Source organism: Devosia sp. (genome assembly GCF_035944845.1).
Taxonomy (GTDB): domain Bacteria; phylum Pseudomonadota; class Alphaproteobacteria; order Rhizobiales; family Devosiaceae; genus Devosia_A.
Genome location: NZ_DASZAW010000067.1, coordinates 49,330 through 74,725, shown reverse-complemented (window position 1 = coordinate 74,725; position 25,396 = coordinate 49,330). Strand labels below are relative to the sequence as shown.

General features: G+C 66.3%; 23 protein-coding genes. 7 read left to right on the top strand and 16 right to left on the bottom strand.

The genetic code is table 11. The features are described from left to right. The first annotated feature begins 3 nt into the window (after window positions 1-3). A complete protein-coding gene (locus VGV07_RS12305) occupies window positions 4-1,233 on the top strand; it encodes an MFS transporter (RefSeq protein ID WP_326868992.1) in 1,230 nt (409 codons plus the stop codon). Between the two features lie 210 nt (window positions 1,234-1,443). On the opposite strand, the gene VGV07_RS12300 is transcribed toward VGV07_RS12305, so the two are convergent. Further along, window positions 1,444-3,990 carry an ABC transporter permease gene (locus VGV07_RS12300; RefSeq protein ID WP_326868991.1) on the bottom strand — a complete coding sequence of 849 codons (2,547 nt, stop codon included), beginning with the start codon at window positions 3,988-3,990 and terminating at the stop codon, window positions 1,444-1,446. Then, window positions 3,990-4,733 (bottom strand): ABC transporter ATP-binding protein, encoded by a 744-nt coding sequence (locus VGV07_RS12295; protein WP_326868990.1) that lies wholly within the window; start codon window positions 4,731-4,733, stop codon window positions 3,990-3,992. Before VGV07_RS12295 ends, VGV07_RS12300 begins: the two co-directional genes overlap by 1 nt. A 182-nt stretch (window positions 4,734-4,915) precedes the next feature. Between VGV07_RS12295 and VGV07_RS12290 the strand changes: the two genes are divergently transcribed. The 3 genes from VGV07_RS12290 to VGV07_RS12280 all read left to right on the top strand — a co-directional run bounded on the left by VGV07_RS12290 (window position 4,916) and on the right by VGV07_RS12280 (window position 6,523). After that, on the top strand, window positions 4,916-5,428 hold the full coding sequence (locus VGV07_RS12290; RefSeq protein ID WP_326868989.1) for a hypothetical protein: 513 nt from the start codon (window positions 4,916-4,918) through the stop codon (window positions 5,426-5,428). Window positions 5,429-5,615: 187 nt separating this feature from the next. Continuing rightward, a complete protein-coding gene (locus tag VGV07_RS12285) occupies window positions 5,616-5,738 on the top strand; it encodes a hypothetical protein (protein ID WP_326868988.1) in 123 nt (40 codons plus the stop codon). Between the two features lie 62 nt (window positions 5,739-5,800). Beyond that, complete coding sequence (locus VGV07_RS12280) at window positions 5,801-6,523, top strand: Crp/Fnr family transcriptional regulator (RefSeq protein WP_326868987.1); 723 nt, start codon at window positions 5,801-5,803, stop codon at window positions 6,521-6,523. 237 nt (window positions 6,524-6,760) lie between these two features. Here VGV07_RS12280 and cydC read toward each other — a convergent pair whose 3' ends face one another. Further along, on the bottom strand, window positions 6,761-8,407 hold the full coding sequence (gene cydC / locus VGV07_RS12275) for a thiol reductant ABC exporter subunit CydC (RefSeq protein WP_326868986.1): 1,647 nt from the start codon (window positions 8,405-8,407) through the stop codon (window positions 6,761-6,763). Then, window positions 8,404-10,143: a thiol reductant ABC exporter subunit CydD gene (gene cydD / locus VGV07_RS12270; RefSeq protein ID WP_326868985.1), complete on the bottom strand. Its 1,740-nt coding sequence runs from the start codon at window positions 10,141-10,143 to the stop codon at window positions 8,404-8,406. Before cydD ends, cydC begins: the two co-directional genes overlap by 4 nt. Before the next feature lie 173 nt (window positions 10,144-10,316). Between cydD and VGV07_RS12265 the strand changes: the two genes are divergently transcribed. From VGV07_RS12265 to cydX, 3 genes are read left to right on the top strand one after another with little or no spacing between them, the layout of a single operon-like run. Further along, window positions 10,317-11,888, top strand: a complete 1,572-nt coding sequence (locus tag VGV07_RS12265) for a cytochrome ubiquinol oxidase subunit I (protein ID WP_326868984.1) — start codon at window positions 10,317-10,319, stop codon at window positions 11,886-11,888. 11 nt (window positions 11,889-11,899) lie between these two features. Beyond that, window positions 11,900-13,048, top strand: a complete 1,149-nt coding sequence (gene cydB, locus VGV07_RS12260) for a cytochrome d ubiquinol oxidase subunit II (protein WP_326868983.1) — start codon at window positions 11,900-11,902, stop codon at window positions 13,046-13,048. A gap of 16 nt (window positions 13,049-13,064) precedes the next feature. Further along, window positions 13,065-13,199 carry a cytochrome bd-I oxidase subunit CydX gene (gene cydX, locus VGV07_RS12255; RefSeq protein WP_326868982.1) on the top strand — a complete coding sequence of 45 codons (135 nt, stop codon included), beginning with the start codon at window positions 13,065-13,067 and terminating at the stop codon, window positions 13,197-13,199. 356 nt (window positions 13,200-13,555) lie between these two features. Here the strand turns inward: cydX and VGV07_RS12250 are convergent, their stop codons facing one another. The 12 genes from VGV07_RS12250 to VGV07_RS12195 form a co-directional block, all read right to left on the bottom strand. Further along, window positions 13,556-14,884: an amidohydrolase family protein gene (locus VGV07_RS12250; RefSeq protein ID WP_326868980.1), complete on the bottom strand. Its 1,329-nt coding sequence runs from the start codon at window positions 14,882-14,884 to the stop codon at window positions 13,556-13,558. Window positions 14,885-15,141: 257 nt separating this feature from the next. Continuing rightward, the gene (locus VGV07_RS12245) at window positions 15,142-16,173 is read right to left on the bottom strand and encodes an aldo/keto reductase (protein ID WP_326868978.1); all 1,032 of its coding nucleotides are present in this window, start codon (window positions 16,171-16,173) and stop codon (window positions 15,142-15,144) included. A 1-nt stretch (window position 16,174) separates the two neighbouring features. Beyond that, window positions 16,175-17,083, bottom strand: coding sequence for a dihydrodipicolinate synthase family protein (locus tag VGV07_RS12240; protein WP_326868977.1), 909 nt, complete (start codon window positions 17,081-17,083; stop codon window positions 16,175-16,177). A 12-nt stretch (window positions 17,084-17,095) separates the two neighbouring features. Beyond that, complete coding sequence (locus VGV07_RS12235) at window positions 17,096-17,407, bottom strand: L-rhamnose mutarotase (RefSeq protein WP_326868976.1); 312 nt, start codon at window positions 17,405-17,407, stop codon at window positions 17,096-17,098. Between the two features lie 217 nt (window positions 17,408-17,624). Continuing rightward, complete coding sequence (locus tag VGV07_RS12230; protein WP_326868975.1) at window positions 17,625-18,410, bottom strand: IclR family transcriptional regulator; 786 nt, start codon at window positions 18,408-18,410, stop codon at window positions 17,625-17,627. 176 nt (window positions 18,411-18,586) lie between these two features. Further along, complete coding sequence (locus VGV07_RS12225) at window positions 18,587-19,780, bottom strand: enolase C-terminal domain-like protein (RefSeq protein WP_055873456.1); 1,194 nt, start codon at window positions 19,778-19,780, stop codon at window positions 18,587-18,589. A gap of 34 nt (window positions 19,781-19,814) precedes the next feature. Then, window positions 19,815-20,810 carry an ABC transporter permease gene (locus tag VGV07_RS12220; RefSeq protein WP_326868974.1) on the bottom strand — a complete coding sequence of 332 codons (996 nt, stop codon included), beginning with the start codon at window positions 20,808-20,810 and terminating at the stop codon, window positions 19,815-19,817. Continuing rightward, window positions 20,807-21,796, bottom strand: coding sequence for an ABC transporter permease (locus tag VGV07_RS12215; protein ID WP_326868973.1), 990 nt, complete (start codon window positions 21,794-21,796; stop codon window positions 20,807-20,809). The genes VGV07_RS12220 and VGV07_RS12215 overlap by 4 nt, the downstream gene beginning before the upstream one ends. Window positions 21,797-21,987: 191 nt before the next feature. Next, on the bottom strand, window positions 21,988-23,037 hold the full coding sequence (locus VGV07_RS12210) for a sugar ABC transporter substrate-binding protein (protein ID WP_326868972.1): 1,050 nt from the start codon (window positions 23,035-23,037) through the stop codon (window positions 21,988-21,990). A 50-nt stretch (window positions 23,038-23,087) separates the two neighbouring features. Beyond that, complete coding sequence (locus VGV07_RS12205) at window positions 23,088-23,891, bottom strand: ATP-binding cassette domain-containing protein (protein WP_326868971.1); 804 nt, start codon at window positions 23,889-23,891, stop codon at window positions 23,088-23,090. Window positions 23,892-24,070: 179 nt separating this feature from the next. Then, window positions 24,071-24,595 (bottom strand): putative immunity protein, encoded by a 525-nt coding sequence (locus VGV07_RS12200; RefSeq protein ID WP_326868970.1) that lies wholly within the window; start codon window positions 24,593-24,595, stop codon window positions 24,071-24,073. A 13-nt stretch (window positions 24,596-24,608) separates the two neighbouring features. Continuing rightward, window positions 24,609-25,259 (bottom strand): GntR family transcriptional regulator, encoded by a 651-nt coding sequence (locus VGV07_RS12195; protein WP_326868968.1) that lies wholly within the window; start codon window positions 25,257-25,259, stop codon window positions 24,609-24,611. Between the last annotated feature and the right edge of the window lie 137 nt (window positions 25,260-25,396).

Sequence of the window (25,396 nt, the reverse complement as noted above, 5' to 3'; positions counted from 1 at the left end):
ACAATGAGCAAGCACTATGGCTGGGTCATCGTCGCGGCGGGCGCGCTGATCACCTGCGTGGCAATGGGAGCGATGTTCGCGCTCCCGGTCTACCTGCAGCCGATGGCGGAAGATACCGGCTGGAGCCGCGCCGGCATTTCGGCGGCGATGACCGTCGGTTTCATCGTCATGGGCATTTCCGGCTTCGGCTGGGGGGCGCTCAGCGACCGCATCGGGGCCCGGCCAGTGGTGCTGATGGCAACGGTGCTGCTCGGGGCCGGGCTGTTGCTCGGCAGTCAAGCGAGCGAACTGATCGTCTTCCAGTTCGCCTATGGTGGCTTGGTTGGCGCGGCCGGCGGGGCCTATTTCGCGCCGATCATCTCGACGACGCTGGGCTGGTTCGACAAGAATCGCAGTCTCGCGGTGTCGCTGGTGTCGATCGGCGGCGGCATCGCGCCGATGGTGATCACGCCGTTCGCCAGCTACCTGATCGAGACCAGTGGCTGGCGCAGCGCCATGCTGAGCATCGCCATCGGCGCGCTGATCGTCATCGTATTGGCGGCGCTGTTGATCCGCCGCGCCCCGACGGTGACCGAACCGGCTCCGGTGCCGAGCGTCGCGACCCAACCCAAACAGGCGTCGATGGGCTGGTCGGCGCTGCGCACGCCGCAATTCATCGTGCTCGCCTCGGTGTTCTTTCTTTGCTGTGCCGCGCATTCCGGCCCGATCTTCCATACCGTCAGCTATGCGATGATCTGCGGCGCTTCGGCGCTGGCGGCGGCGAGCATCTACAGCGTCGAAGGGCTGGCCGGGCTGTTCGGCCGGGTGATCTTCGGCGTGCTGGCCGATCGGCTCGGGGTGCGGCGGGTGATCGTTGGCGGCCTCGTGCTGCAGGCGGTGGGGATCTACACCTACATCTATGTGAGCGAACTGACGCAGTTCTACGCCCTCGCGGCAGTGCTCGGCCTTGCCTATGGCGGCGTCATGCCGCTCTATTCGGTGCTGGCCCGCGACTATTTCAGCCCGCGGGTGATGGGCACGGTGCTGGGCGGCATGGTGATGACCTCGAGCATCGGCATGGCCTTCGGCCCGGTCGGCGGCGGCTGGCTCTACGATACGTTCGGCACCTATCACTGGCTCTATATCGCTTCGGCCGGCATCGGCATCGCCGCGGCGGCCCTGGCGCTGGCCTTCCCGGCCAAGAAGAAGGACGTGGACGAAGACCAAGTGCCGGGCCAGCCGGTGGCGGCGTGAGGCTTGTCAGTCAGGCCAGCTGCTGGAGGAGGCCGTGAGCGAATGGCCCACTGCCTCGCCTCCTCCACCGGATGTCATCCCAGCGAAAGCTGGGACCCAAACATCCGCTGGGGCCGGCAGTGAGATGGGCCCCAGCTTTCGCTGGGGTGACACCGAGTTGGTGGAGCACACTGTGCAACTAGCCGCGACTGACTCACGGCCGTCGACCGCTCACGGCTCGCGCAGGAAGCCGGCGGAGCGCCGCTGCAGCACACCGAAAATGGTGGTGGCGCCGAGCACGCCGGTGATGACGATGGCGCCCAGATCGACGGCGGCAAGCGTCGTCGCATCGAGCGCGAACTCCACCTCGAGCAGCACCATGGTGAGGATCCACGCCAGCCCGATGCCGAGCGGGGTGGCGAGGAGCGCGGCGAAGGCGGCCAGCAGCACATAGTGCAGCACCGAGACCGACAACACGTCGAAGCGCTTGGCGCCGAGCACCTTGGAGATCACCGCATCGGCCTGCCGCTGCCGGCGGCCGGTGGCAAGGCTGCCGATCAGCACCAGGAGGCCATTGCCGACCGCGAGGCCGCCGACCAGCGAGGCGGCCAGCGACAGCTGGCTCAAAGCGCGGGTAATCTGCTCCAGCGTCGCGCCAATGGCGATGAAACGGACATCGGGCAACAGCGACGCAAGCTGGCGCTCCACCGCCTCTTCATGCCCCGAAGCAGCGGTGATCGCCCCCAGCAGCGTCGCGGGGTACTCGTCCAGCACGCCGGGCGAGAAAGTGGCGAGGAAATCGATGCCGCCCTGCCAGGAATAATCGCGGAAATTGGCAACCTCGGCGGTGATGGTATCGCCGAAAATGGCGAAGCTGAGCTTGTCGCCAAGCTTGATGCCGAGGCCGGCCCTGAGGCTCTGGTGCAGCGAGACCAGGGGTGGCCCCTGATACTCGAGCGGCCACCAGGCGCCATCGACCAGCCTGGAAGTGGCCGGCAGCACCTGCCGATAGGTCAGCGGAATCTCGCCTGAGAGCAGGAAGGACGCCTCGGGGCCACGCGGCTGCAGCTGCGCAACGGGTGTATCGTTGAGCGCGCTGAGTGCGCCGCGCAGCATCGGCGTCGCGGCGAAGGCGGTGATGTCGCCGCCCTCATCCTTCAGCTTCTGCAGCGCATCGACCTCGTCGGAGAACAGATCGGACGCGACGAGCGTTGGGGCATCGAACACCGAAGCGCCCAGATACTCGTTGCGAAGGTTCACCTGCAGCACCAGCACCACCACCAGCATGGCGAGCGCCAGCCCGACTGAGACCACCACCGAAGAGGCGTTCGAACCCGGGCTCGAAATGTTGCGCAGCGCGTAGCGCAGCACACGGTTGGACGTTTCGGGCGCCCGGCGCAGCGCCTGGCGCGCCAGAAAGATGCCGAACTGGAACAGCACCACCGACAGCACGCTGACGATGGCGAAGGCCGCGACCAGCATCGAATCGTTGGTCATGATGACGGCGAGCCACAGGAACAGGGCGGCGGCCAGCACCAGCGGCACGATGCGGGCAGAAAAGACCAGGCTTCCCCAGTCGATCGGTGGTGCGGCGAGCCCCTTGGAGCGGAACAGCGTCACCGGGCTGATGGTCTGGGCCTGCTGCAACGGCAGGTAGGAGAAGGCAAAGGCGATGAGGAAGCCGACGCCCGCCGCGACCAGCAGCGGCTGCACGTGCAACGTCGGCGCCAGGTCGACGCCGACCGCAACGCCGATCGCCGGCAGGGCGATGAGAGCGGTGCCGGCTCCGATCACGAGGCCGATCCCGACGCCGACCGCGGCGAGCGCGGCGATCTGCGAAAAGAAGTGGACGAAGATGCGGGACCGCCCCGCCCCCATGCTGCGCAGCACGGCGATGACGTTGGCGCGCTCGGCGACGTAAGCCGAGATGCTGGTCCAGACGCTCACGCCGCCGATCAGCAATGAGGCCAGGCCGACGATCACCAGGAAGCGCATGAACAGATCGTAGTAGCGCACCATCGGCCCGAGCCCCTCGCGGGCCGAGCGGATGGTCCAGCTCGGGTCGGCGAGAGCGGCCTCGAGCGCCGCCTTGCCGCTATCGGCATCGCCCTCGGTCAATACCAGCTTGTAGCGAAAGAAGGTGCCGAGGCCGGGTAGCGGCGAAGTGCGGTCGGACAGCACGGCCAGCGCCTCGGTGGTGATGACGGCAGGCAGGCCGAGCCGGAAGCCGCGCACCGCGGCATCGGGCAGGCCGCCCAGCGCGCCGCGCGCCTCGAACTCGCTGCCGGCGATCTCGAGCGTGTCGCCGACCTTGATGCCGAGCTGGTCGAGCATCAGCGGACTGACCAGCGCGCCGAACCTGCCGTCCCGGTAAGACAGGAAAGCGAACGGCGCCTCGTCCGGCGGCAGTTGCGGGCTATCGACAGCGCCGAGCAGCGGATAGGTATCGCCCACCGAGATCAGGTCGACAAAGGCGCTCTCGTCGCCGACCTCGGCGCGCACATTGGTATCGACGACGTAGGACACCCGGCCGAAGCGCGAGATCAGCGCCAGCTCGTCCGCCGTCGCCTGCCGGTCGGCGCGCGACAGCTCGACATCGCCGCCCATCAGCACCGCGGCATTGTCTTCCACCGCCTGCCGAATGCTGGCGCCGACCGAGCTGACGCCGGCGATCAGCGCGGTGCCGACGGCGAGGCAGATGATCAGGAGGCCGAAGCGCCTCAAATCGCCCCGCATATCGAGCAGGCCGATGCGGATGGCCGCGAGGGTGGCGCTCATCAGTCCCGAACCGAGCGGGTTTCGACCAGCTCGCCCGACGTCATGGTGAATACCCGGTCGGCCCGCGCCGCCAGCGACGGATCGTGGGTGATCAGCACCACCGCGGTACCTTGCTGGCGCGCCAGCTCGAACATCAGCTCGACCACCACGGCGCCCGTCTCCTGGTCGAGATTGCCAGTCGGCTCGTCGGCCAGCAGCAGGCGCGGCTTGGCGATCATGGCGCGAGCCAGCCCGACGCGCTGCTGCTCGCCACCCGACAGGGCCGCCGGCCGATGGTGCAGCCGGCCACCCAGCCCGACTGCCTCGAGTGCCGCCGCGGCCGCCTCACGGGTCTGCGCCAACGACAGGTCGGGCGAGGCGATCTCCAGTGCCAGGCCGACATTGTCGAGCGCGGTGAGCGAGGGGATCAAATGGAAGCTCTGGAACACGATGCCGAGGGTCTGGCGGCGGAACACCGCCAGATCGTCCTCGCTCAACCCGGTGAGTTCCTGCCCCGCCACCACGACCTTGCCGGATGTGGCGCGCTCGAGCCCGGCCAGCAGCATCAGCAGCGAGGTCTTGCCGCTGCCCGACGGCCCCACGATGGCGGCAACTTCCGAAGCCTCCACCCGCAGCGAGACGTTCCGCAGAATGTGAAGCGGCCGTGAAGCGACCTCCAGAGTGTAGTTCACCCCGGATGCATCAACGATCGGCTGAGCCGCCGCGGCGCGCCCGTTGGAGCTGTGGTCTTGACTTAGGGCCATTTGGGACTTGCGATAGGGGACAAACCAAAAGAATGTGCAGGCCGCTCTTGCTTCTTGCTACCCGCCGCATGATCTCTGGCATCGTCGGGCGGGCAAGTCAAAATGGAAGCGACCGAATAGCCGGTCGCCTACAGATTTCAGCGTTACTGAACGCATGAACGCCGTTGGAGGGCGTGGGACGAATGAGACAGCACCTGCATGCCGCTATGGCCGTGACCGCCATGACGCTGGCGGGAATGGCGACCCCGGCGATTTCCGGGCCCGTTGAGGTCCTGGAGTCGTATGTGGGCGACTGGAAGGGGGCGGGCGCGCTGGTTGGGGGACAGAACCCGGAGCCGTTCCGCTGCCGGCTCGGCATTTCCAAGGGCAACCTGAACAAGATCAACTATGCCGGCCGTTGCAGCCTGATCGACATGAACCTGTCGGTGAGCGGCACCATCGCCTTTGACGACAAGGCGCAGCGCTACCAGGCGGTAATGAGCTCGAATGCCGGCTTCACCGGGGTCGCGGTCGGCCAGATCAAAGGCGAAACGATCAATTTCGACTTGCGAGAGAAGCAGCAGGATCGCGGCGGCAACGATGTGCGCATCGGCTCGCGGATCCTGCTCGATGGAAACTCGATCACCGTCGATTTCGAGGTCGAGTTCAACAATTCCGGCCAGGTGCTGACCGCGTCGGTGCCGTTCGCGCGCTGAGGTGCTCTTTGCTCCCCTCCCCCGCGGCGCTACACGTCCGCTAGGGGGAGGGAGGCGATTTGGCGCCGACGCCGCCCCTTCCCGATCCCATCCAAGTAATCAAATCGCGACACATTTTTTGATCTGAATCAAACCGTCGCGGGCGTCGGCGTGGTGCTCTTGCTGCAGTCAAGCAGAGAGCACCGACATGCCGCCTGAAGCCATCATCGTCGTCACCGCCGTCCTCGTCGCCTTCGGCCTGTTGATGGCGACGCTTGGGTGGGTGATGTGGTATACGCGAGACACGCCACGGCCAGCCCCCCGAGACTGAATGCCGCGTGCGACAAACCTCACCATCCGCCCTGCCGCGGGAGGGTGTAAGGCTCGTCCGCAATGGGCGAGCGTCTGGACATCCACAACTCCGAGACCCCCGTGCTGTGCCGCAGCTGCGAAGCGCGTCACCGAGGCATGTGCGGCGCTCTGAAGCCCGATGAGCTGGTCGAGTTCGCCCGCCACACCCGCAAGGAACGGCACGAGCATGGCGACGAGCTGATCGGCGACAGTACGGCGATCCACTCCTACGCCAACGTCATGCACGGCGTAGTCAAGCTCAGCAAGGTGCTGGAGGATGGCCGCCAGCAGGTGGTCGGCCTGCAGTTCGCGCCGGATTTCCTCGGCCGGCTGTTCGGGCGCGAGAGCGTGCTCACCGCCGAAGCGGCGTCCACCGTCGACCTCTGCGTCATCCCGCGGCCGGCGCTCGAGCAAATGATCAACAGGACCCCGGCGCTGGAACGCCGGCTGATGCAGCAGACACTGCGGGAACTCGACGAAGCGCGCGACTGGATGGTGACGCTGGGCCGGAAGACCGCACAGGAAAAGGTCGCGAGCTTCCTCTACCTCATCGCCATGCATGCCGACCCGGCAGCGGAGCCGGTCGACGGCGTCAGCTTCGAGCTGCCATTGAGCCGCGCCGACATTGCCGACTTCCTCGGGCTCACCATTGAGACGGTGTCGCGACAGCTGACCAAACTGCGTCAACTGGGGGTGGTGTCGATCAGCAATAACCGGACGGTCGAGGTGCCCGATCTCGAGGTGTTGCAGGGGCTTTGCGGGTAGGACAGAAGGCTGAATAGTGGACAGCCATGCGCCTCGTGACCTAGTCGCACCCCCTCCGAGCTACGCTAGGTCGCTCTGCTCCCAAGCTTCGCTTGCCTCCCCCGTCAAGGGGGAGGTGGGCATCGGGTCGATGGCGAGATCAAGCCAACACCACCGGCCGGCACCCCTCCCTTGACGGGGAGGCATGGGGTGGGGTGTGCAGCATGCTCGATGCCCATGGTCGAGACCGCGTTCGAGCTACTCAAGCCTTCCTGCCCTGAGTTCCAGCACACGGTCGAAGGTTTCCGGCACCACCGCGTGGGTGATGACAATCGCCGTGCGGCCGCGGGTCAACTCCGGCAGTTCGGCGAGAAACGCCGCCTCCGTCTCGGCATCGAGCCCGCTGGTCGGCTCGTCGAAGACGATCACATCGGCGCGCGACAGCAGGGTGCGGGCAAGGCAGATGCGCCGGGCCTGCCCCGCCGACAGCGTCCGGCCGGCTTCGCCCACCAGGGTATCGAGCTGCCCTGGCAGGCCGCGGACGAATTGGGCAAGCCGGACGGCATCGAGCACCCGCCACAACTCGTCATCACCGGCATCGGCCCGTCCGATGCTGAGGTTGGCGCGGATGCTGTCGAGGAACACCGGAGCGTCCTGGGTCATCAGCACGATACGCTGGCGGAGTTCGGCTCCCGCCGCATCGCGCAGATCGCTGCCATTGAGCCGCACCGTGCCGGCATCGGGATCAACGAGCCGGAGCAACAGTTGCGCGATCGTCGATTTGCCGGCGCCGCTCGGTCCGACAATTGCCAGGCACTCGCCGGTGCGCACGGCAAAACTGAGCCCGTCGAGCACGGGGTGCTGCGGATCGTAGCCGAAGCGCACCGCCTCGAAGCGAAGTTCGCCCCCCTCAGGGATCGGTAGCGGCGCGGCCGGCTCCGTCACCGCCGGCGCAGTGTTGGCGATGGCCTGCAGCCGGTCCGCGGCAGCCGCGGCACCGGCCAGCCGGGTGGCGCTCCTGACCAGCATGGCCGAGGCTTCGAAGCTGGCGATCACCGCCAGCAGCAGGCCGGCCAGCAACGGGCCATCAATGGCTCCCGCCTCGCGCGCGGCTAAGCCGGCCAGCAACGTGCCGATCAGCGCTCCGCCGGCCAGCAGTTGCACCAGGGCCGCGGCCAACGCGGCGCGCAGGCCCAGGCGTCGGCGGGCGTGCGACAGCTGCTGCGATGCCGTTGCCGCAGCATTGGTCGCTTGGTCGATGGCGCCGAACAGCACGAGATCCTGATGACCGTCGATGCCGTCGAGCACCGCCTGGCGCAGCGCCGCACCCGCCGCCACCACCTCGGCTCCGGCGGCGCGCGAGGCCAGCACCAGACCGATCGGCACCAGCAGCACGGCGGCAAAGACCAGCAGGCCATAGAGCAGCGCCGCGCCGGGGAGGAAGATCGCCAGAACCACGGTCATCGCAGCACCGGCCAGCACCGCGGTGCTGATCGGTCCGAGCGCGACGAGGAACACCGTATCCAGCGCCTCGACATCGGCGAGCAGCCGGCTGACCAGGTCGCCGCGGCCGTAACGCCGCGCCAGCGGCACCAGCGGGAACAGTTTGGCGAACAGCCAGGCCCTGAGATCGGAGAGCAGCCGCAGCGTCATGTCGTGGCCGCTGAGCTTTTCGCCGTAGCGCGACAGGATGCGGATGAAGGAGAGGCCGCGCACGCCCGCCGAGGGCGCGAAGATGTTGAAGGCCGAACCGAGCGTGCTCAGCGCCGCGGCGGTGAGGAACCAGCCCGAGAGGCCGAGCAGGCCGATACCGGCGAACAGGGTCACCAGCGACAGCAGCACGGTGAGCAAGATCGGCCCCTTCAGCCGGCCAAGCAACGGCGCGAAGGCAAGGATGGCTTTCATGCGGCCCCCACGCTGCGATCGGCAACCGCCGGTTTCGGCGCGGGCAGCAGCTTGCCGCCGGCGATGCGGAAGACCTTGTCCATCCGCGCCGCAACGGCGCGTGAATGCGTGGCGACGACCAGGGTGCGGCCGACAGCGAACTCGGTAAGCCCGTCGAGCACCAGCGCCTCGGTCGCGGCGTCGAGATGCGCCGTCGGTTCGTCGAGCAGCAGCAATCCGGGATCGCGCAGGTAGAGGCGGGCGAGGGCGATGCGCTGGATCTCGCCACCCGACAGGCCGAGACCATCCTCGCCGAGCTGCGTTGCGAACCCCTCGGGCAGCGCATCGGCAAAGTCGGCGACCCGCGCCAGCTGTGCGGCCCGCCGGATGGCCGCATGGTCGGCGTCGCGGCGTCCGAGCCGGATGTTGTCGGCAATGCTGCCGGCAAACAGTCGCGGCCGCTGCCCCAGCATGGCGACGCGGTGACGCAGTTCGGGCTCGGCGATGTCGCCGAGCGCTCGACCGTCGATGCGGATATCACCATCGAAGTCGCGCAACCCGGCAATCGCCTCGAGGAGCGTCGACTTGCCGATGCCGCTCGGGCCGAGGATGGCGATCCGGGCGCCGGGATCGAGCATGAGCTCGGCGGCGGTCATCACCTGCCGCCCGGTGGGATCGTTCACCGCGACGGCGCGCAGCTCCAGCGTTGCAGGCGCCTCGGCTCCGGCAGGCGTCGCAATGGCGGCGACAGGCGGCATCGCCTCGGGCAGTCCATCGAGTTCGCGCTCGATCTCGGCTACGGCGGCAATCGCCGCGGAGCGATCGTGGTAGTGCGCCGCGAGGAGACGCAGCGGCTGATAGACTTCGGGCGCCATCAGCAGCAGGAACATGCCGGCCGCGAGGGTCAGCTCGGTGCTGTGGACGCTGACCAGCCCGAGGAAGGTCAGGCCGACATAAAGCGCTACTCCGGCCACCCCGAGAGCCGCGAAGAACTCGAGCACGGCCGAACTGAGGAAGGCGATACGCATCACCCGCATGGTGCGCACCCTGAGCTCCTCGGAGGCCTGCCGCACCCGCGCCGTCTCGGCTGCATCTTCGCCAAACAGCTTCAGCGTCACGAGGCCGCGCAGCCGATCGGCGAAACGGCCGCTCAGCCGGTTCAGCGCGGCCGCCTGCGAGCGGCTCGCCGCTTCGGCGCCCCAGCCGGCCAGCGCCATGAACACCGGGATCAGCGGCGCCGAGATCAGGAACAGCAGCGCGACGATCCAATCGACCGAAAAGGCGATGACGGCGAAGGCGATCGGCAGGATCGCGGCCTGCACCATGGCCGGCAGGTAGCGGGTGAAGTAGCCATCGAGCGCCTCGACCTGTTCGAGCACAGTGCTCGACAGCGCGCCGGAGCTCCTGGCCGCCGTCCAGGTCGGCGGGCGACGCAGAAGGTCGGCCACCAGCGCGGCGCGCACCCGCCCCTTGATCGCTTCACCGAACTGCACCGCCGCCGTCTCGCCGAGACCGCTGAGCGCGATGCGAATCACCAAAATGGTTGCCAGCAGCGCGACCTGCGGCAACAGCGCCGGCAGCGCGGCAGCATCGACGATGGCGCGATGCAGCAGCCCTGCCAGCAGCATGGCCTGCATCACCAGCAAGGCTCCAGCCGCCAGGGGCAGGCCGAGCACCGCCGCAAGCAGCGGGCGGTCGGTTGCCGCCAGGTGGTTCAGCCAGCGCCCAGCTGCGACGATTCTAGCCTTATCGTCCATTGACCTACCGTGTGGAGAAGGGCTCCAAACCTAGGATATAGTCATGCGGTATCGCCTTGATCTGGATCAAGGCGCTGCGACGCGAATGCAGCTACTGCGCCAGGCAGAACGGCCGGCCATTACGGACCTGGTCGGACAGGCAGTTTTTGGGCCGGACAACACGAGGCACCCCCATGGTCGATCCTATCGTCGTCGATCTGTCGCGCATCCAGTTCGCTGCGACAGCGATGTACCATTTCCTGTTCGTACCCCTGACGCTCGGCCTCAGCTTCCTGATGGCCATCATGGAGAGCGTCTACGTGATGACCGGGCGGGTGGTCTGGCGCAAGGCGACGCTGTTCTGGGGGGTGCTGTTCGGCATCAACTTCGCCATGGGCGTCGCCACCGGCGTGGTGATGGAATTCCAGTTCGGCATGAACTGGAGCTATTACAGCCACTATGTCGGCGACGTGTTCGGCGCGCCACTCGCCATGGAAGGGCTGATGGCCTTCTTCCTCGAGGCGACGCTGGTGGGGCTGTTCTTCTTCGGCTGGGATCGGCTGAAGCCGGTGGCCCACCTCGCCGTCACCTGGCTGGTGGCGCTGGGCGCCAACTTCTCGGCGCTGTGGATCCTGATCGCCAATGGCTGGATGCAGAACCCGGTGGGTGCGGCGTTCAACCCCGACACCATGCGCATGGAAGTCACCGACTTCATGGCGGTGCTGTTCAACTCGGTGGCGCAGGCCAAGTTCGTCCACACCGTGTCGGCCGGCTATGTCTGCGGTGCGGTGTTCGTGCTGGCGGTGAGCGCGATCTTCCTGCTCAGCGGCAAGCACCAGGAGCTGGCCAAGCGCTCGATCGTCGTCGCCGCGAGCTTCGGCCTCGCCTCGGCGCTCAGCGTCGTCGTCCTCGGTGACGAGTCGGGCTATGTGGCGACCGAGCACCAGAAAATGAAGATCGCCGCGATGGAGGCGATGTATCACACCGAGCCGGCGCCGGCGGCGCTCACCTTGTTTGCCATTCCGGGCAGCGATGGCCGCCCCGCCTTCGAGGTGCAGTTCCCCTGGGTGCTGGGCCTCATCACGACGCGCTCGCTCGATCGCGACCTGCCGGGGATCACCGAACTCACCGAACACGCGGCGCTGCGCATTGCCAATGGCATCGAGGCCTACAAGGCGCTCGATGCGATCAGGGCCGACCGCTACGACGCCATGGCGCGCGCCACGTTCGATGCAGCCAAGGCCGATCTCGGCTATGCGCTGCTGCTGAAGAAGTATCGGCCCGATGTCGAGAATGCCACGGGCGAGGAAATCGCCCGGGCGGCGCTCGATACCGTGCCCGACGTGTGGCCGCTGTTCTGGAGCTTCCGCATCATGGTGGGCGCGGGCTTCTTTTTCATCGCGTTCTTCGCGCTGTGGTTCTGGAAGGCCTCGACGCACCGGATCGAAAAGCCACGCTGGCTGCTGTGGGCTGCCGTCGCGGTGCTGCCCTTGCCATGGATCGCCATCGAACTGGGTTGGTTCATCGCCGAGTACGGCCGGCAACCCTGGGTGGTGGAAGGCGTACTGCCCACCTTCTATGCCGCCTCGGGGCTCAACTTCTGGGATCTCGTCATCTCGCTGAGCTTCTTCATGCTGCTCTACACGGCCCTGCTCATCGTCATGGTCTGGCTGATGGTCCGCACCATCAAGCACGGACCTTCCGACAAACTGAACTTCGACCAGTCGATCGAACCGGTAGAAACCGCGGTCGTTGCCGCCAAGTAAGGAACAGCACGATGAGCACCATTCCTCTCGACTATGAAACGCTGCGCATTTTGTGGTGGGCCCTGCTTGGCATCTTGCTGATCGGCTTCGCCGTGATGGGCGGGCGCGATCTCGGCGTCGGCGCGCTGCTGCCATTCGTCGCCAAGACCGACGCGGAACGACGCGTGCTGATCAACCTCGTCGGCCCGACCTGGGAAGGCAACCAGGTGTGGCTGATCCTTGGCGGCGGCGCCATCTTCGCAGCCTGGCCGCAGCTCTATGCGGTGAGCTTTTCGGGCTTTTACATCGCGATGATCGCGATCCTGCTGGCGCTGATCATCCGGCCGGTCGGGTTCAAGTTCCGGGGCAAGGTCAGCGATGCGCGCTGGCGCGCCACCTGGGACGCGGCGCTGTTCATCGGCGGGTTCCTCCCGTCGCTCATCTTCGGCGTCGCCGTCGGCAACGTGTTCCTCGGGGCACCGTTTGAGCTCGATGTGACGCAGCGCATCACCTATAGCGGCAACTTCTTCGGGCTCCTCACCCCGTTCGCCCTGCTCGCCGGGCTGGTCAGCCTCATGATGATCGTGACGCAGGGCGCCACGGTGATCGCCGGCCGCACCGATGGCGAGATCGCCGAGCGGGCTCGCAAGTATGGCCGCTGGGCGGCGCTCGCCACCATCGCGCTGTTCGTCCTCGGCGGGGTGCTGGCGCTCTACGTGCTCGAAGGCTACCGGTTGATCGGCCCGCCGATGACCATTGCCCCGTCGAACCCCTTGGGCAAACAGGTGGTGCGCGAGGTAGGCGCCTGGGGCGCGAACTATGGGGCGATGCCGTGGACCATGGCCCTGCCGATCCTCGCGGTGTTCGGCAGCCTCGTCGCCTGGTGGGGGCTCGGCGCGCGCGCCCGGCTGGTGGCGTTGCTCGGCTCGAGCCTTGCCATCTTCGGCATCATCGCCACGGCCGGGCTGTCGCTGTTCCCGTTCCTGTTGCCCTCGTCGGTCCATCCCGAGTCGAGCCTGACCGTGTGGGACGCCTCGTCGAGCCAGCTGACGTTGTTCGTCATGCTGTGCGCGGCGATCGTCTTCCTGCCGATCATCCTCATCTACACCAGCTGGGTGTTCCGGGTGATGCGCGGCCCGGTGACGACCGAGAGCCTCAACAAGAACCCCAACGCCTATTAGCTTAGGAGAGCTTCCGATGTGGTATTTTTCCTGGATTCTCGGCGTCGGCCTGGCCTGCAGCTTCGGCATCCTCAACGCCATGTGGTTCGAGTTCCGCGAGGATGCGCAGAAGTCGAACGCCAAGCCCGACGACACCCGCCCGGCCACCTAGACGGGTGCGTCGGACCTGCGATCAGCCCGCCTCGGCGATGTCATCCCGGCGAGAGCCCATAGGCGCTATCGCGCGCCACCCACCGGGTCATTCCCGCGAAAGCGAAACCTCTGTTTCGTGCCGCCGCACGATCGCAAACGGAGTTCCCCGCTTTCGCGGGGATGACACCGAGTTTGGGGGGCTCGCAGGGCCTCGGTTCACATCCCTAACTTGGCGCGTATGGGCGAGAGCCGGGACCCATCGCCCAGCCCGCACTGGCGGAGAGTAGGGTCCCTACTTCGCAGGGATGACAGCCGGTGGGGCGGGGCGACGGCCGAGTTCGATCAGCTCTTGCTGCAGCCAATTGGTGAACTGGTCTACGGCGCGAGGGTGTTCTTAAACAGCTTGCCACCCTTCATGATCACGACGAAATTGTCGGGGTTGGCGACGAGGTCGAGGTTATCGAGCGGGTCGCCGTCGACCAGCAGCAGGTCGGCGAAAGCCCCTTCCTCGACCACGCCGAGCTTGCCGGGGTAAGGGTTGCGCTTACCCGAGAGCGCCAGCAGTTCGGCATTGGTGCTGGTCGCCATGATCAGCGCTTCGGCCGGCGTGTACCACCGGATGAGGGATGCAAGGATCGCTCCCTGCTGCTGGGCCAGCGCCCGCGAGAACAGCACATCGGTACCCCAGGCGGTCTTGATGTGATATTTTTTGGCCAGCTCATAGGTGCGGGGAATGCCCGGGAACACTTCGTCGGCGCCCTGGCGCTGCACCGAACCCTCGGGGAATCCCTGCCGCAAGGCTTCGGGCAGCGGCTGCAGGCTGAGCCAGATGCCCTTGTCGGCAATCAGCTTGGCGGTCGTCTCGTCCATCAGGAAGCCGTGCTCGATGACCTTGACCCCGGCCTCGATGGAGGTCTGGATGGCCCGCGACGTGAAGGCGTGTGCGGTGACGTAAGTGCCCCAGTTGTCGGCAGCCTCCACGGCGGCCCGCAACTCCTCGAGGGTGAAGGTCGAAACATCGACCGGGCTGAATGGCGAGGACACGCCACCGCCGGCGGTTACCTTGATCTGCGAAGCCCCCTGCATCAGCTGCTCGCGGACCCGCAGCCGCATTTCGTCAGGACTATCGGCCAGCGCCGCGCCGCCGATGACTTCCATGCGCGTCATGTGCCCGCCGATGGTGCGGGGCAGATCGCTGAGCTTGCGGAAATCACCATGGCCGCTGGTGACGGTGATCATCGCGCCGGAGGGGAAGATGCGCGGCCCGGGAACGAGGCCCTCGTCGATGGCCCGCTTCAACCCGAACGACGGACCGCCAACGTCGCGAACCGTGGTGAAGCCGCGCAGCAGGGTGTCCTTGGCCTCGTCGGCTGCCGCAATCGTGTTGTAGCCGACATCGCCGTCGATCGCCTGATCGGGCGTGTTGCGGATCAGCATGGTGTGCCAATGCGCATCGATCAGCCCGGGCATCAGCACCCGCCCGCCGCCGTCGATCACGGTTGCGCCGCTTGCCTCGATCGGCGCCTCCGAGATGGTCTCGATCTTGTCGGCCACTACCAGCACATTGCTGGCCGCGCTGAGCGCGGATGCGTGCCCGTCAAATATCCGTACGTTTTCGTACAGAACTTTCTCACCATCCTGCGCCGATGCTGGCGATATGATGAGCAAAATAGAAGCAAATGCAGATAGAACGGCGTAGCGCATGATGATCTCCCATCGCATTCGACGGCACTATATCACGCCTTTAACTTTGTCGCATTTGCGAGTCGATTGCCAAAAGCTCGATTCAATATTTCATAGAAGCACGTCGATGAAGATGGCGCAGTTGCGGAGCATCGAGAGTGGCCTCGTCACACGCAGCGATCGCTTCCGCCAGCCCGTGTCCAACCACCGGGTCATTGGCGGGATCGGTAGGCGGTGGTGAGGTCGGGCCTCGATCGATCAACGCAACGGCGAGACACCTAGGGCGTCGGGGCGTCCTGCCGCAGCAGCCCGGCGTGCTTCAGCTCGCCCCATAGGTCGCGAGGTATCTCCACCCGCATGCTTTCGACGTTGCGGCGTGGGTGATCGGGGTGGAAAGCGCCGGGGATCACCGAGGCGACGAGCGGGTGGTGCAGCGTGAACTGCAGCGCCGCGGCGGCCAGCGGCACACCATGCCGTTCGCACACCGCCTGCATACGGCCAACGCGGGCCAGCTGCTCCTCGTTGGCGATGGCATAATTGTAGCGCGCACCGGGCACCGGCCCGGTGGCGAGGATGCCCGAGGCGAAGACGCCGCCGATGATCACCCCGACCCCGCGCTCCTCACACAGCGGGAATTCCGCATCGAGCACCGGCTGCTCGGCCAGCGTGTAGGGCAACGCGACGAGGAAGAAATCGAGCGCGAAGCGTTCGAGCAAGCGCGGAATGGTGCCCATGCGGTTGACCCCGGCGCCGATCGCCTTGATCAGCCCCGCCGCCTTCAGCTCCTCCAGCGCCCGCATGCCGCCGCCCGCATCGAGTTCGTCGAGATGGTGCTGCACCAGTTCCTCACTGCCGAGATTGGCGAGATCGAGGTCGTGGATCACCAGGACGTCGACGCGGTTGCGCCTCAGTCGCTGCAGGCTGTCTTCATAGCTCCGCATTACCCCGGCATAGGAGTAGTCGTGGCGGTGCTGAAACTTCAGGCCATTGGTCCAGCTGCGTTCGCTCGCCTCGAACGCGGCGACATCGTCAGGCGCGAACAGCACGCGGCCGACCTTGGTCGAAACGATCGCCTCGCCCGGCGGGCGGAGATAGAGGCTGCGGCCGATGCGGTGCTCGCTGAGCCCGCGGCCGTACCAGGGCGAGGTATCGTAAAAGCGCACCCCGGCCTCCCAGGCCGCATCGAGCGTGGCGTCGGCCTGCGTTTCCGGGATGACGTCAAAGATGTTGCCGAGCGAGGCGCCGCCCAGCCCGAGCCGGGGCAGCTCGAGGCTGGTGCGGCCGAGCCGGTTGAGCGCGAACGGCTCCATCTCAGGCTCCGAAGGCGACCGGGTTGGGAACGATGGTCGCCAGCAGTTCGTCGATCTCGCGCTGGGTGATCGGATCGATCGCCGTGGTCGGGCTGCGAACAAAGGCGTTGCGGATGATGCCGAGCCGCACCAGCAGCTGCTTGTGGATGGCGTAGAAGATGTCGCCGCCCTGGTTACCCAGCCGGTTCACCGCCATGATGGTCGCGTCGAAGCGTTGGCGGGCGGCGGCCTCATCGCCACGCTGGAACGCATCCCAGACCGCGACGAAATCGGCGGGCTGGCTGCAGAACGGCATGGTGCCGTGGGCGCCGCGCCGGAGCTCCTCGATGAAGTAGCTGCCGCCGGCGCCACCGAAAATGGTCAGCCGGTCCCCCACCGCGTCGGCCATGGCCTGTACCTTGCCAGTGACGGGCTGGGTTTCGACCTTGATGTAGCTGACGTTGCTGCAGGCGTCGGCGATGCGCAGCGCCAGCCCCGGTGAGACCGGGCCTTGCGGTACATCCTGCAGGATGATCGGGATGCCGACCGCCGCATCGATGGCGCGGTAGTAGTCGAAGATCTCTTCGGAACTCACCGGCATGAACGAAGGCGGGATCACCATCAGCGCATCGGCGCCGGCGGCTTCGGCAGATTTCGAATAGAACACCGCGAGATCGGTGCCGGCAGCGCCGGAGTTGATGATGACAGGCACCCGACGGTTCACCGCCTTGACGGTGGCAGCAGTGACCTGCGCCCGCTCGGACTCATTGAACTTGAACACTTCGCTGCCGAGCGCCACGCCGAGGCCATGCACACCGGCCGCGACGTTGAACTCGATCAGGCGCGCGAGGCTTTCCTCGTCAATCCGGCCATCGGGATGGAACGGCGTCACGAGAATGGGCACGACGCCCCGTATGGCGGTCGAAGGCATGGGCAATAACTCTCAGCGATTTTCGAAGTTGAACATTTCCTCGACCGGGCGTTGCACCGGCGAGAAGTCGGGATTGGTTTCCATGTAGGGCGCCATCATCTCCCACCAGCGCCAGGTCAGCTCACTGACCGGCGTATCGGGAGCGGGCGCCGTATCGCGCTCCATGTAGGCAAACAGATCGAGCCCGTTGCGGTAGATCGAGAAGCTGCGCACGCCGTCCCGCCGCATGGCGTCGAGCATCTCGGGCCAGATCTCGTCGTGCTTTTGCTTGTAGATCGCCTCGTTGCCGGGCTTCAGCTTCATCATCCAGGCGATACGGACCATCAGTTGGATACCTCAAAGGGGGCCAGCGAGAGTGGCAAAGGCCCCCTCACCCGGATCGCTGCGCGATCCGACCTCTCCCCCCAGGGAGAGGTCGCGTGGTGGCGAGATCGTGCCTCGCGTTCACCGCTCCCTGGGGGACGCAGTAGCGCCCCAAGGGGGAGAGGTCGGCGCGCAGCGCCGGGTGAGAGGGCCTCTTGTGGGCCAACAGCAATAGTCATCATCCCACCAACCGTGCTGCAGCAGCCGCGGCCGGCGGCCACTCGCCGGCATAGCCGAGCCGGCGGCTCACGTGTTCGCAGGCGTCCCACAAGAGGGCGACGACCGGCATGACGTTGTCGCCACCGGGCTTTTTCACCGACGGACCGGTGACGCTCATGGCGCCGACCGAGTGGCCGGAGCGATCGAGCAGCGGCACCGCGACGCAATAGACGCCCATCACCACTTCCTGATCATCGATCGAATAGAAGCGCTCGCGGATGCGGGTGATCTCTTCACGCAGCTTATCGGCATCGGTGATGGTATGGGCAGTGAGCGCCGGCAGCGGGTGGGTATAGACCTCCTCCTGGCGCGCCTCGGGCATGTAGGAGAGCATCGCCTTGCCGGCGCCGCCGCAGTTCAGCGGGCCGCGCGAGCCGATGCGCATATCGAGCTGCATGCCCTCGTTGCCGCGCACCTTGTCGATGCACACCCCGAACATGCCGCTCAGCGCATTGACGTTCACCGTCTCGCGGGTGGCCTCGGCGATCTGCTCGGCAAATGGCCGGCAGAGCCGGGGCAGGTCGATGCGCTCGAGCTGCAACCCGGTGATCTCGAGCAGGCGAAAGCTCAGCTCCCACTCGCCCGACGGGGTGCGATCGACCACCCCTTCCTCGGCGAGATCGAGCAGCATCCGGTGCACCGAGCCGAGCGGCAGCTGCAACTGCTGCGCGACGGCGCGGACCCCCAGCGGGCCCTTGCGGGCCAGCAGATCCATGGCCTGGACGGACCGGGTGATGCTCGACATCTAGGCTCCTCAGCTTCGCAGTCGGGTCTCCCTCCCCCTTGCGGGGAGGGGACAGGGGTGGGGGGCGGCAAGCCCGGTACCCATCAGTCCGTCCGCTGGCTTGGCACGCCCCACCCCAACCCTCCCCGTCAAGGGGAGGGAGCAGGCCGGCGTGTGCGGCAGCGCTGCAGACACGCTCACCAGTGCGTCTTCTTGGTCGTGGCGTTGGGTTCGATCAGGTTGTCGTCGATATAGTCCCACTCGATTTCGTAACCCATGCCGGGGCCTTTGGGCATGTGCACAAAGCCCTCGGAATCGATCTTATCGACAGTGTTCTTGAGGTAGGGGTGCGGCGCGTCGTAGTCGACGCCCGGTGCGAGCAGGCCCTTCTCGTAGTATTCCGAGGTGTCCTCGGAGGTGGCGCCGATCACCTGCAGGTTGCCCCAGCCGGCCATGTGCATCTCGCAGCGCAGGCCATAGGCCTCGGCGACGATGGCGGTCTTGCGCGCGCCGGTAATGCCGCCGCGCACCACGTCGATGCGGCTCATGTCGCCGGCACCGCGCAGGATCCACTCGGCGCGGGAGAACACGCCGCCGGCGATGATCTCGGGGGAGAGGATCGGGATCTGCAGCTCGCGAGACAGCCGCACATAGCTTTCGGTGCGGTATTCGGGCATCGGGTGCTCGTACCAGTAGAAGTTGAGCTTTTCGAGCTCGCGGCCGACCTGGATCGCCTCCTCCATGGTCATGTAGGTGCCCCACGGGTCGAACATCAGCACGTAGTCGGGCCCTACCGCCTCGCGCACCAGGTGGCAGGTTTCGATATCGGCCTTGATGTTGGAGGGGCGACCGGGCGTCGGCTGGCCGGTTTCGGGGTTCCAGAAATAGTGCGGGTGGATCTTGTAGGCGATGTAGCCTTCGTTTTTGCAGGCCAGCGCGTGCTCGGCATAGACATGCGGCTTGCCGATATTGGGATAGGTCGAGGCATAGGCCTTGACCTTTTCGCGACCGGCGCCGCCCATCAGCTTATAGACCGGCAGGTTGGCATAGCGGCCGGCAAGGTCCCACAGGGCGTTGTCGATCACCGAGGCGACGTTCTCCTGGACATTGGCGACCCACATCCACTTCCAGATCATCTCGCGATCCATAGGATCCTGCCCGACCAGCAGATCCTTGATGCGCCACAGGATCTGCTGCTGGTCGACGACGTTGAGGCCCTCGTTGTCGCCATGCGAGCCGCCGCCGAAATAGTGCCCGACGACGCCCTCGTCGGTGTGGATGGTGAGCACGGTCTGCATCATCTGGGTGTTTGGCAACGGCAGCGCGTGGCCGACATCCCAGCGGTCGGCATAGGTGCGGAACGTCTTGATGGTGATGTCGGAGATCTTCACGGCACGTGTCCTCAAATCGGGTGATAACGGGTTATTATTCGTAGGCGTCGCCGCCGCGCAGGCGGTCGAGCAAGACGGCGGCGAGCAGCAGCAGGCCGACAATGATGTTTACGTAGTAGGGGCTGATCGCCTTGAGATCGAGAATGTTGCTGACCCCGGCGACCGCCAGGAGGCCAAGCGCCCCGCCGACCGGGTTGCCGACGCCCCCGCGCAGGATCGAGTAGCCGCCGATCATCAGTGCCGCATAGACCTGGAATTCGAGCCCGACGCCGGTGGTGCGGGCGGCACTCCCCAGTTGCGCGGCATAGACGATGCCGCCGAGGCCGGCGCCGAAGGAAGAGAGCAGCAGCGCCGCGACCCGCACCTTCTTCACCGAAATGCCGGCCCGCCCCGCCGCCTTGTCGTCGCCGCCCACCGCCTGCACGTGCCGGCCGACGCGGGTCTTGGTGACGATCAGCGCCGCGACGGCGGTGAGGAGGATGGCGAGGAGGAAGAACAGCGGCAGCCCGAACACGGTGGTGCTGACCAGGTTGAACATGTCGATGTTGAAGGCGAAGATGGCGCCCTGCGAGCCGAGCAGCACCCAGGCGATGCCGCGCAAGGCGACCAGCATGCCGAGGGTTGCAGCGATCGGTTCGGCGCCGAAGCCGACAATGGCGATGGCGTTGACGGCACCGAAGCCGAGGCAGGCGACGAGCGTTACCCCGGCGGCGCTGGCCGGATCCCAGCCGAGCGAGATCAGGAGCGCAAACACCGCCGAGGAGAAGCCGACCATCGAGCCGATGGAGAGGTCGACGACGCCCGATAGCAGCGCCATGCCGGAGAAGGCGCCGACGATCAGCGGCACGATCAGGAAGGTGCCCATGATCGAGATGTTGCCGAAGCTCAGAAACTTCGGCCCGACCCAGAACCAGCCCACCGCCACCACGGCGATGAAGGTGAAGGTGATCGAGGCGACCGAGCCGGTCAGCAGTTCGCGCCAGGGCTGGTGCGGGGCGGGCGGCAAAGTGGAAGCAGCAGTATGGGTCATGGCGTTCCCTTCCGTGCCCGGTAGCCGTCGATGGCGACGGCGATGACAAGGATCAGGCCCTGGAAGATCGACTGGGTGTCGGAGCTGAGCCCGAAGAACACCAGCGAAGTGGGGATGGTGGAGAGAAAGCCGACGCTCAGCAGCAGGATCCAGAAGTTGCCGCGACCACCGGCCAGCGAGATGCCGGCAAGGATCACCGCGGCGATGATGTTCAGTTGCATGGTGTTGCCGGAGCCGGGGTTGAACGGGCCGGCAGTGGCAGCGAACAGCACTGCGGCAAAGCCGACAAAGCCACCGGCGGCGATGAAGATGGCGAAGCGGGTTGCCCTGAGGGAAATGCCACGCGCCTTGGCGGCAGCGCGATTACCGCCGACGGCGGTGGCGCGGCGGCCGTAGCGGGTGCGCGGCAACAGGAACCCGACCACCAGCACCAAAGCCAGCATCGGCCAGAAGATTGCCGGCAGGCCGAGGAAGCTGGCGCGGCCGAACTGGTAGATCGGCGAGTTGAGCGGCACTTCGGCGAGTTGGAACACCAGGAACAAAGCCGCCAAACCGATGAAGTTGGTGGCTAGCGTGACGATCACCGGGTTCAGTTTGGCGAAGACGATGATCGCCGCATTGAACGCCCCCCAGAGCATGCCGGTAAGGATGGCGCCAACGATCACCACCGGCAGCGGCAGGCCGGCTTCGGACAGCCGCACCGCGACGAGGCTGGCGCTGATCATGCCGGCCGGCTGGCTCAGGTCGATGAAGCCGCCCGAGATGGCAACCAGCCCCTGCCCAATGGCCAGCACGCCGACGATCGACATGGTGAAGGCGATGGCCAGCACCGTCTGCTGCGACAGGAAATCTGGCCGGTAGAGCGTCGTGGCTGCGATCAGCAGCAGCCAGACAGCAACCAGCATGATGGCCGTGCCCCAGCCACCGAAACGTACCTTCAGCGGTACGGCGGGCGCCGCGGTCTCGATGGCTTGGTTGAGGGACATCGGTGGTGGTTCCGAGCAGTATTGTATTGCAGTACAGGTGAAGGCCCCCTCACCCGGCCCGTTGGGCCGACCTCTCCCCCAGAGGGAGAGGTGCCCGTGTGGCAGGGCGGCGCCTCACCACCACCTCTCCCTTGGGGGAGAGGTCGCCGCAAAGCGGCGGGTGAGGGGGCCTTTCTTCAGTTCAGTTCAACTCACTTGTTCGGACAGAACAGCTCGTACTCGGTGGTGCCGGCCGGAGCGGCGAGCAGTTGGGCGACGCGTTCCGGCATGTCGGGGACCGACTTGGCCTGTTCGGCCGAAACCGGGCACGGCTGCACCTTCGAGGCCGGATCGCCGGCATCGGCCTTGAGCGGCGGCACGTTGCCGGCGGCGATCGGGCCGATCACGTCCCTGATGGCGTACACGGCGTAGCCCTCGAGGAAGTAGAACACCGAACCGGCGAGGTGCGGGTTGACGTTGTCGCCGGTGATGAAGGCGCCGTCCTGGCCCCAGCCCACCACTTCATCGGCGCGGCCGAGCTGTTCGGCGGCATTGATCAGCGCCAGCACGCCACCATCGTTGAGGCCGACGACGGCCATCTTCTTGGCATCGGGATGCGCGGCGAGCAGGTCGCGGGCCGCCGGCAGGCCGACCGCGGCATCGCCCTGGCTTTCGAAGCCGACCCACTTGGCCTCGGGGATTTCGGGGCAGATGTTCTTCAAGCCGGTGCGCATACCGCCGGTGCGCCACTCGTTGACGATGCCGGCTGCGGCGCCCTCGGCCGAGATCACCAGGTCGGGCTCGCAGTTCCACTTTTCCTTGATCAGCTTGCCCAGCTGTTCACCCCCGGCAATGCCGGCGCCGAGGTTGTCGATACCGACGAAATACATGCCGGGATCGGCGATGTCGTAGGTGACCACAGGAATATTGGCCTGCTTCAGCACGGCCGAGATGGCCGGGTTGGACGAGGGCTGGCCGTTGAACTGGATGACTGCGTCAACGCCTTCCTGGACGAAGATCTGGGCGTTCTTCAGCGCCGTCGCCGGGTCGTTGTTGTTGGAAAGCTCGACATAGTCCCAGCCCGCCTTTTCGGCGAGGGCTCGGGCGACGTCGCCCTGCGCCTTCATCCATTCGCAGCAGGTGTTGCCACCCACCGCCATGCCGAGCTTGAACTTGTCCTGGGCCTCCGCGACACCGGCAATACCGATGATCGCGGGCACCGAAAGCGCCATGACGGCGAATGCACGTACTGAGTTGCGCAAGATAGGTCTCCTCCCTTTGCGAACGTAACTGATGCGGCCTGAAGCTTGTTTCAGGCGGCAACCTGGGCGGCGCGCGCTTCGGGCGAATCGCCCGGAATGGCGCCGGTAATCAGACCGACGATCTCGTTGACCTCGGTATCCTTGACGGTGCGGGTGGCGATCGAGCGGCCGAGCCGCATCACGGTGATGCGATCGGCGACGCTCATCAGCTGCTGCATGTTGTGGCTGACGATGATCACCGAGACGTCGTGCTGGCGCAGGTCGCGGATCACCTCGAGCACCTGGCCGGTCTCGCGCACCCCGAGCGCGGCGGTCGGCTCGTCGAGGATGACGATGCGGCGGCCCCAGAGCAGCGCCCGGGCGATGGCAAGGCACTGGCGCTGGCCGCCGGACATGCCTTTCACCGAGACGTTGATCGAGGGGATCTTTACCTTGAGCATATCGAGCACTTCACGGGCGCGCTCACGCATCCGGCGATCGTCGACGAGGTTGAACAGCCGGGCGAGCGGGTTGCTCGAGAGCTCCTCGCGGCCGAGATAGACGTTCTGGTAGGCCGACATCGTGTCGACCAGCGCCAGGTCCTGGTAGACGGTCTCGATCCCGGCATCCATGGCGTCCTGGGCGCGCTTCAGCGCCACGGGCTTGTTGTCGATGACGATGTCGCCGCCCGATGGCGTAACGATGCCGGAGAGGATCTTCAGAAGCGTCGACTTGCCGGCGCCGTTGTCGCCGACCAGGCCCACCACCTCGCGCGGCCTGAGCGTGAGGGAAGCGTCGGCGAGCGCCACCACGGCACCGAAATGGCGCGAGATATTGCGTGCCTCAAGCACGGGCGAGAGCGCCTCGTCACTCATGAACTTCCTCCGGTCGCCCGTTCGTACACGTTCCGCATCTGGAACGGGCGTTTCATATTAGGGACAGCTAAGCGCCGGTGCCGGTGGTTGTCAACCGGGCGCGGGATTCGACTTGCGACTGAGGGGACGGCGGCGGAGTTGCTGTAATGCTCGCAGAAGCGGCGTCAGGCGACTGCAGACTAACCGCGCAGCGCCTGGTCGAGTGCACGCAGCAGCGTGCCGCGACGCCCGCCTCCGGCAGGCGCGGCCGGGTAGCGGCTGAGCACCGCGAGCACGGTGGGCGTCAGAGCCGGGCGCAGCGCATCGAGGTGGCGGGCGCCGAGGGCCGGATCGTCACCGGCATCGAGCTCCGTTGCGCGTGCCGCATGGGCCGCGGCGCCGAGGATGTGCTTGACCTGGGTGGCGTTGGGCAGAGCATGGAGGTAAGCCGCACCGGCTGCTGCCATCGCGGCGCGGGCCGCCTCGCCGGCCGCTGCAGAGCCGGCCTGTTCCGCGGCTTTGAGCGCTGCCCAGGCGGTATCCCGCAGCAACTTGCCCCGCGCACCGCCCTCAGCAAAGGCATGCGCCGCGGCGATCGCCTGGCGCGGCCTCGCATCGTCGGGATGCTGCGCCTCGAAGATTGCCAGCACGGTCTCGGCGCAGTATGCGGCATAGGCCGCGACCGCCCGCAACTCGTCCATCTCAAGCGGAAACCGGTCAGTCATGGCGCCCGGCGCGTCAGGTGGTGAGCACGCGGTGCAACACGCCCTGCAGGTGGCGGTCGAGGCCGTCGCAGGCGGCTTCGACATCGCCGGCCTTCAGAGCGTCGATGATCACCATATGCTCCTCCATCGAGGTCACGGTGTTGGCGGGGCCGACCGCATTGAGGTTATGCAGGCGCAACAGGTACATCTTCTGGGTCAGCCGGGCATAGTTGACGCTGATCTGGTCGTTCTCGAAGGCGGCGACGAAGGTGTCATGGAACTTGCGCTCGAGCAGCTTCACCGGCACCCGGTAACGTTCCATGTCATTGGTCTGGCGGACGAAATCGATGATCGCCCGATGCTCGTCGCGCATCGCGTCGATCCAGGCAGGTGTCACCGTCTGCGCGAATTTCCGGAGCCCCTCGCGCTCGAGCAGGCCACGGAACTGGAAGCAGTTGCCGACGAATTTCACGTCGGGATAGAAGATGGTGATCCCCACCTTGCGGCGGACGGTGATCAGCCCTTCGGCTTCGAGCAGGGTCGTCGTCTCGCGCATCGGCGACAGCGACAGGCCCAACACCTTGCAGAGCTCGTCCTGCGTCAAGGTCTGCCCGAGTTTCAGCCGGCCATCGATGAGAGCGTCAAAGAACGCGGCATAGCCGGCATTCTCGATTTCACCCCTCATCCTTTTCTCCTAGCCAATCGCACATTGACAGTTGTTCGAGCCCCATTATACGCTCTTATTAGCGCTAATAAATATATTTAAAAGCTGGCGCTGCGAGAAAACTGTGAGCGGCCGGCCGTTTGGGCTCTCCCGCTCCG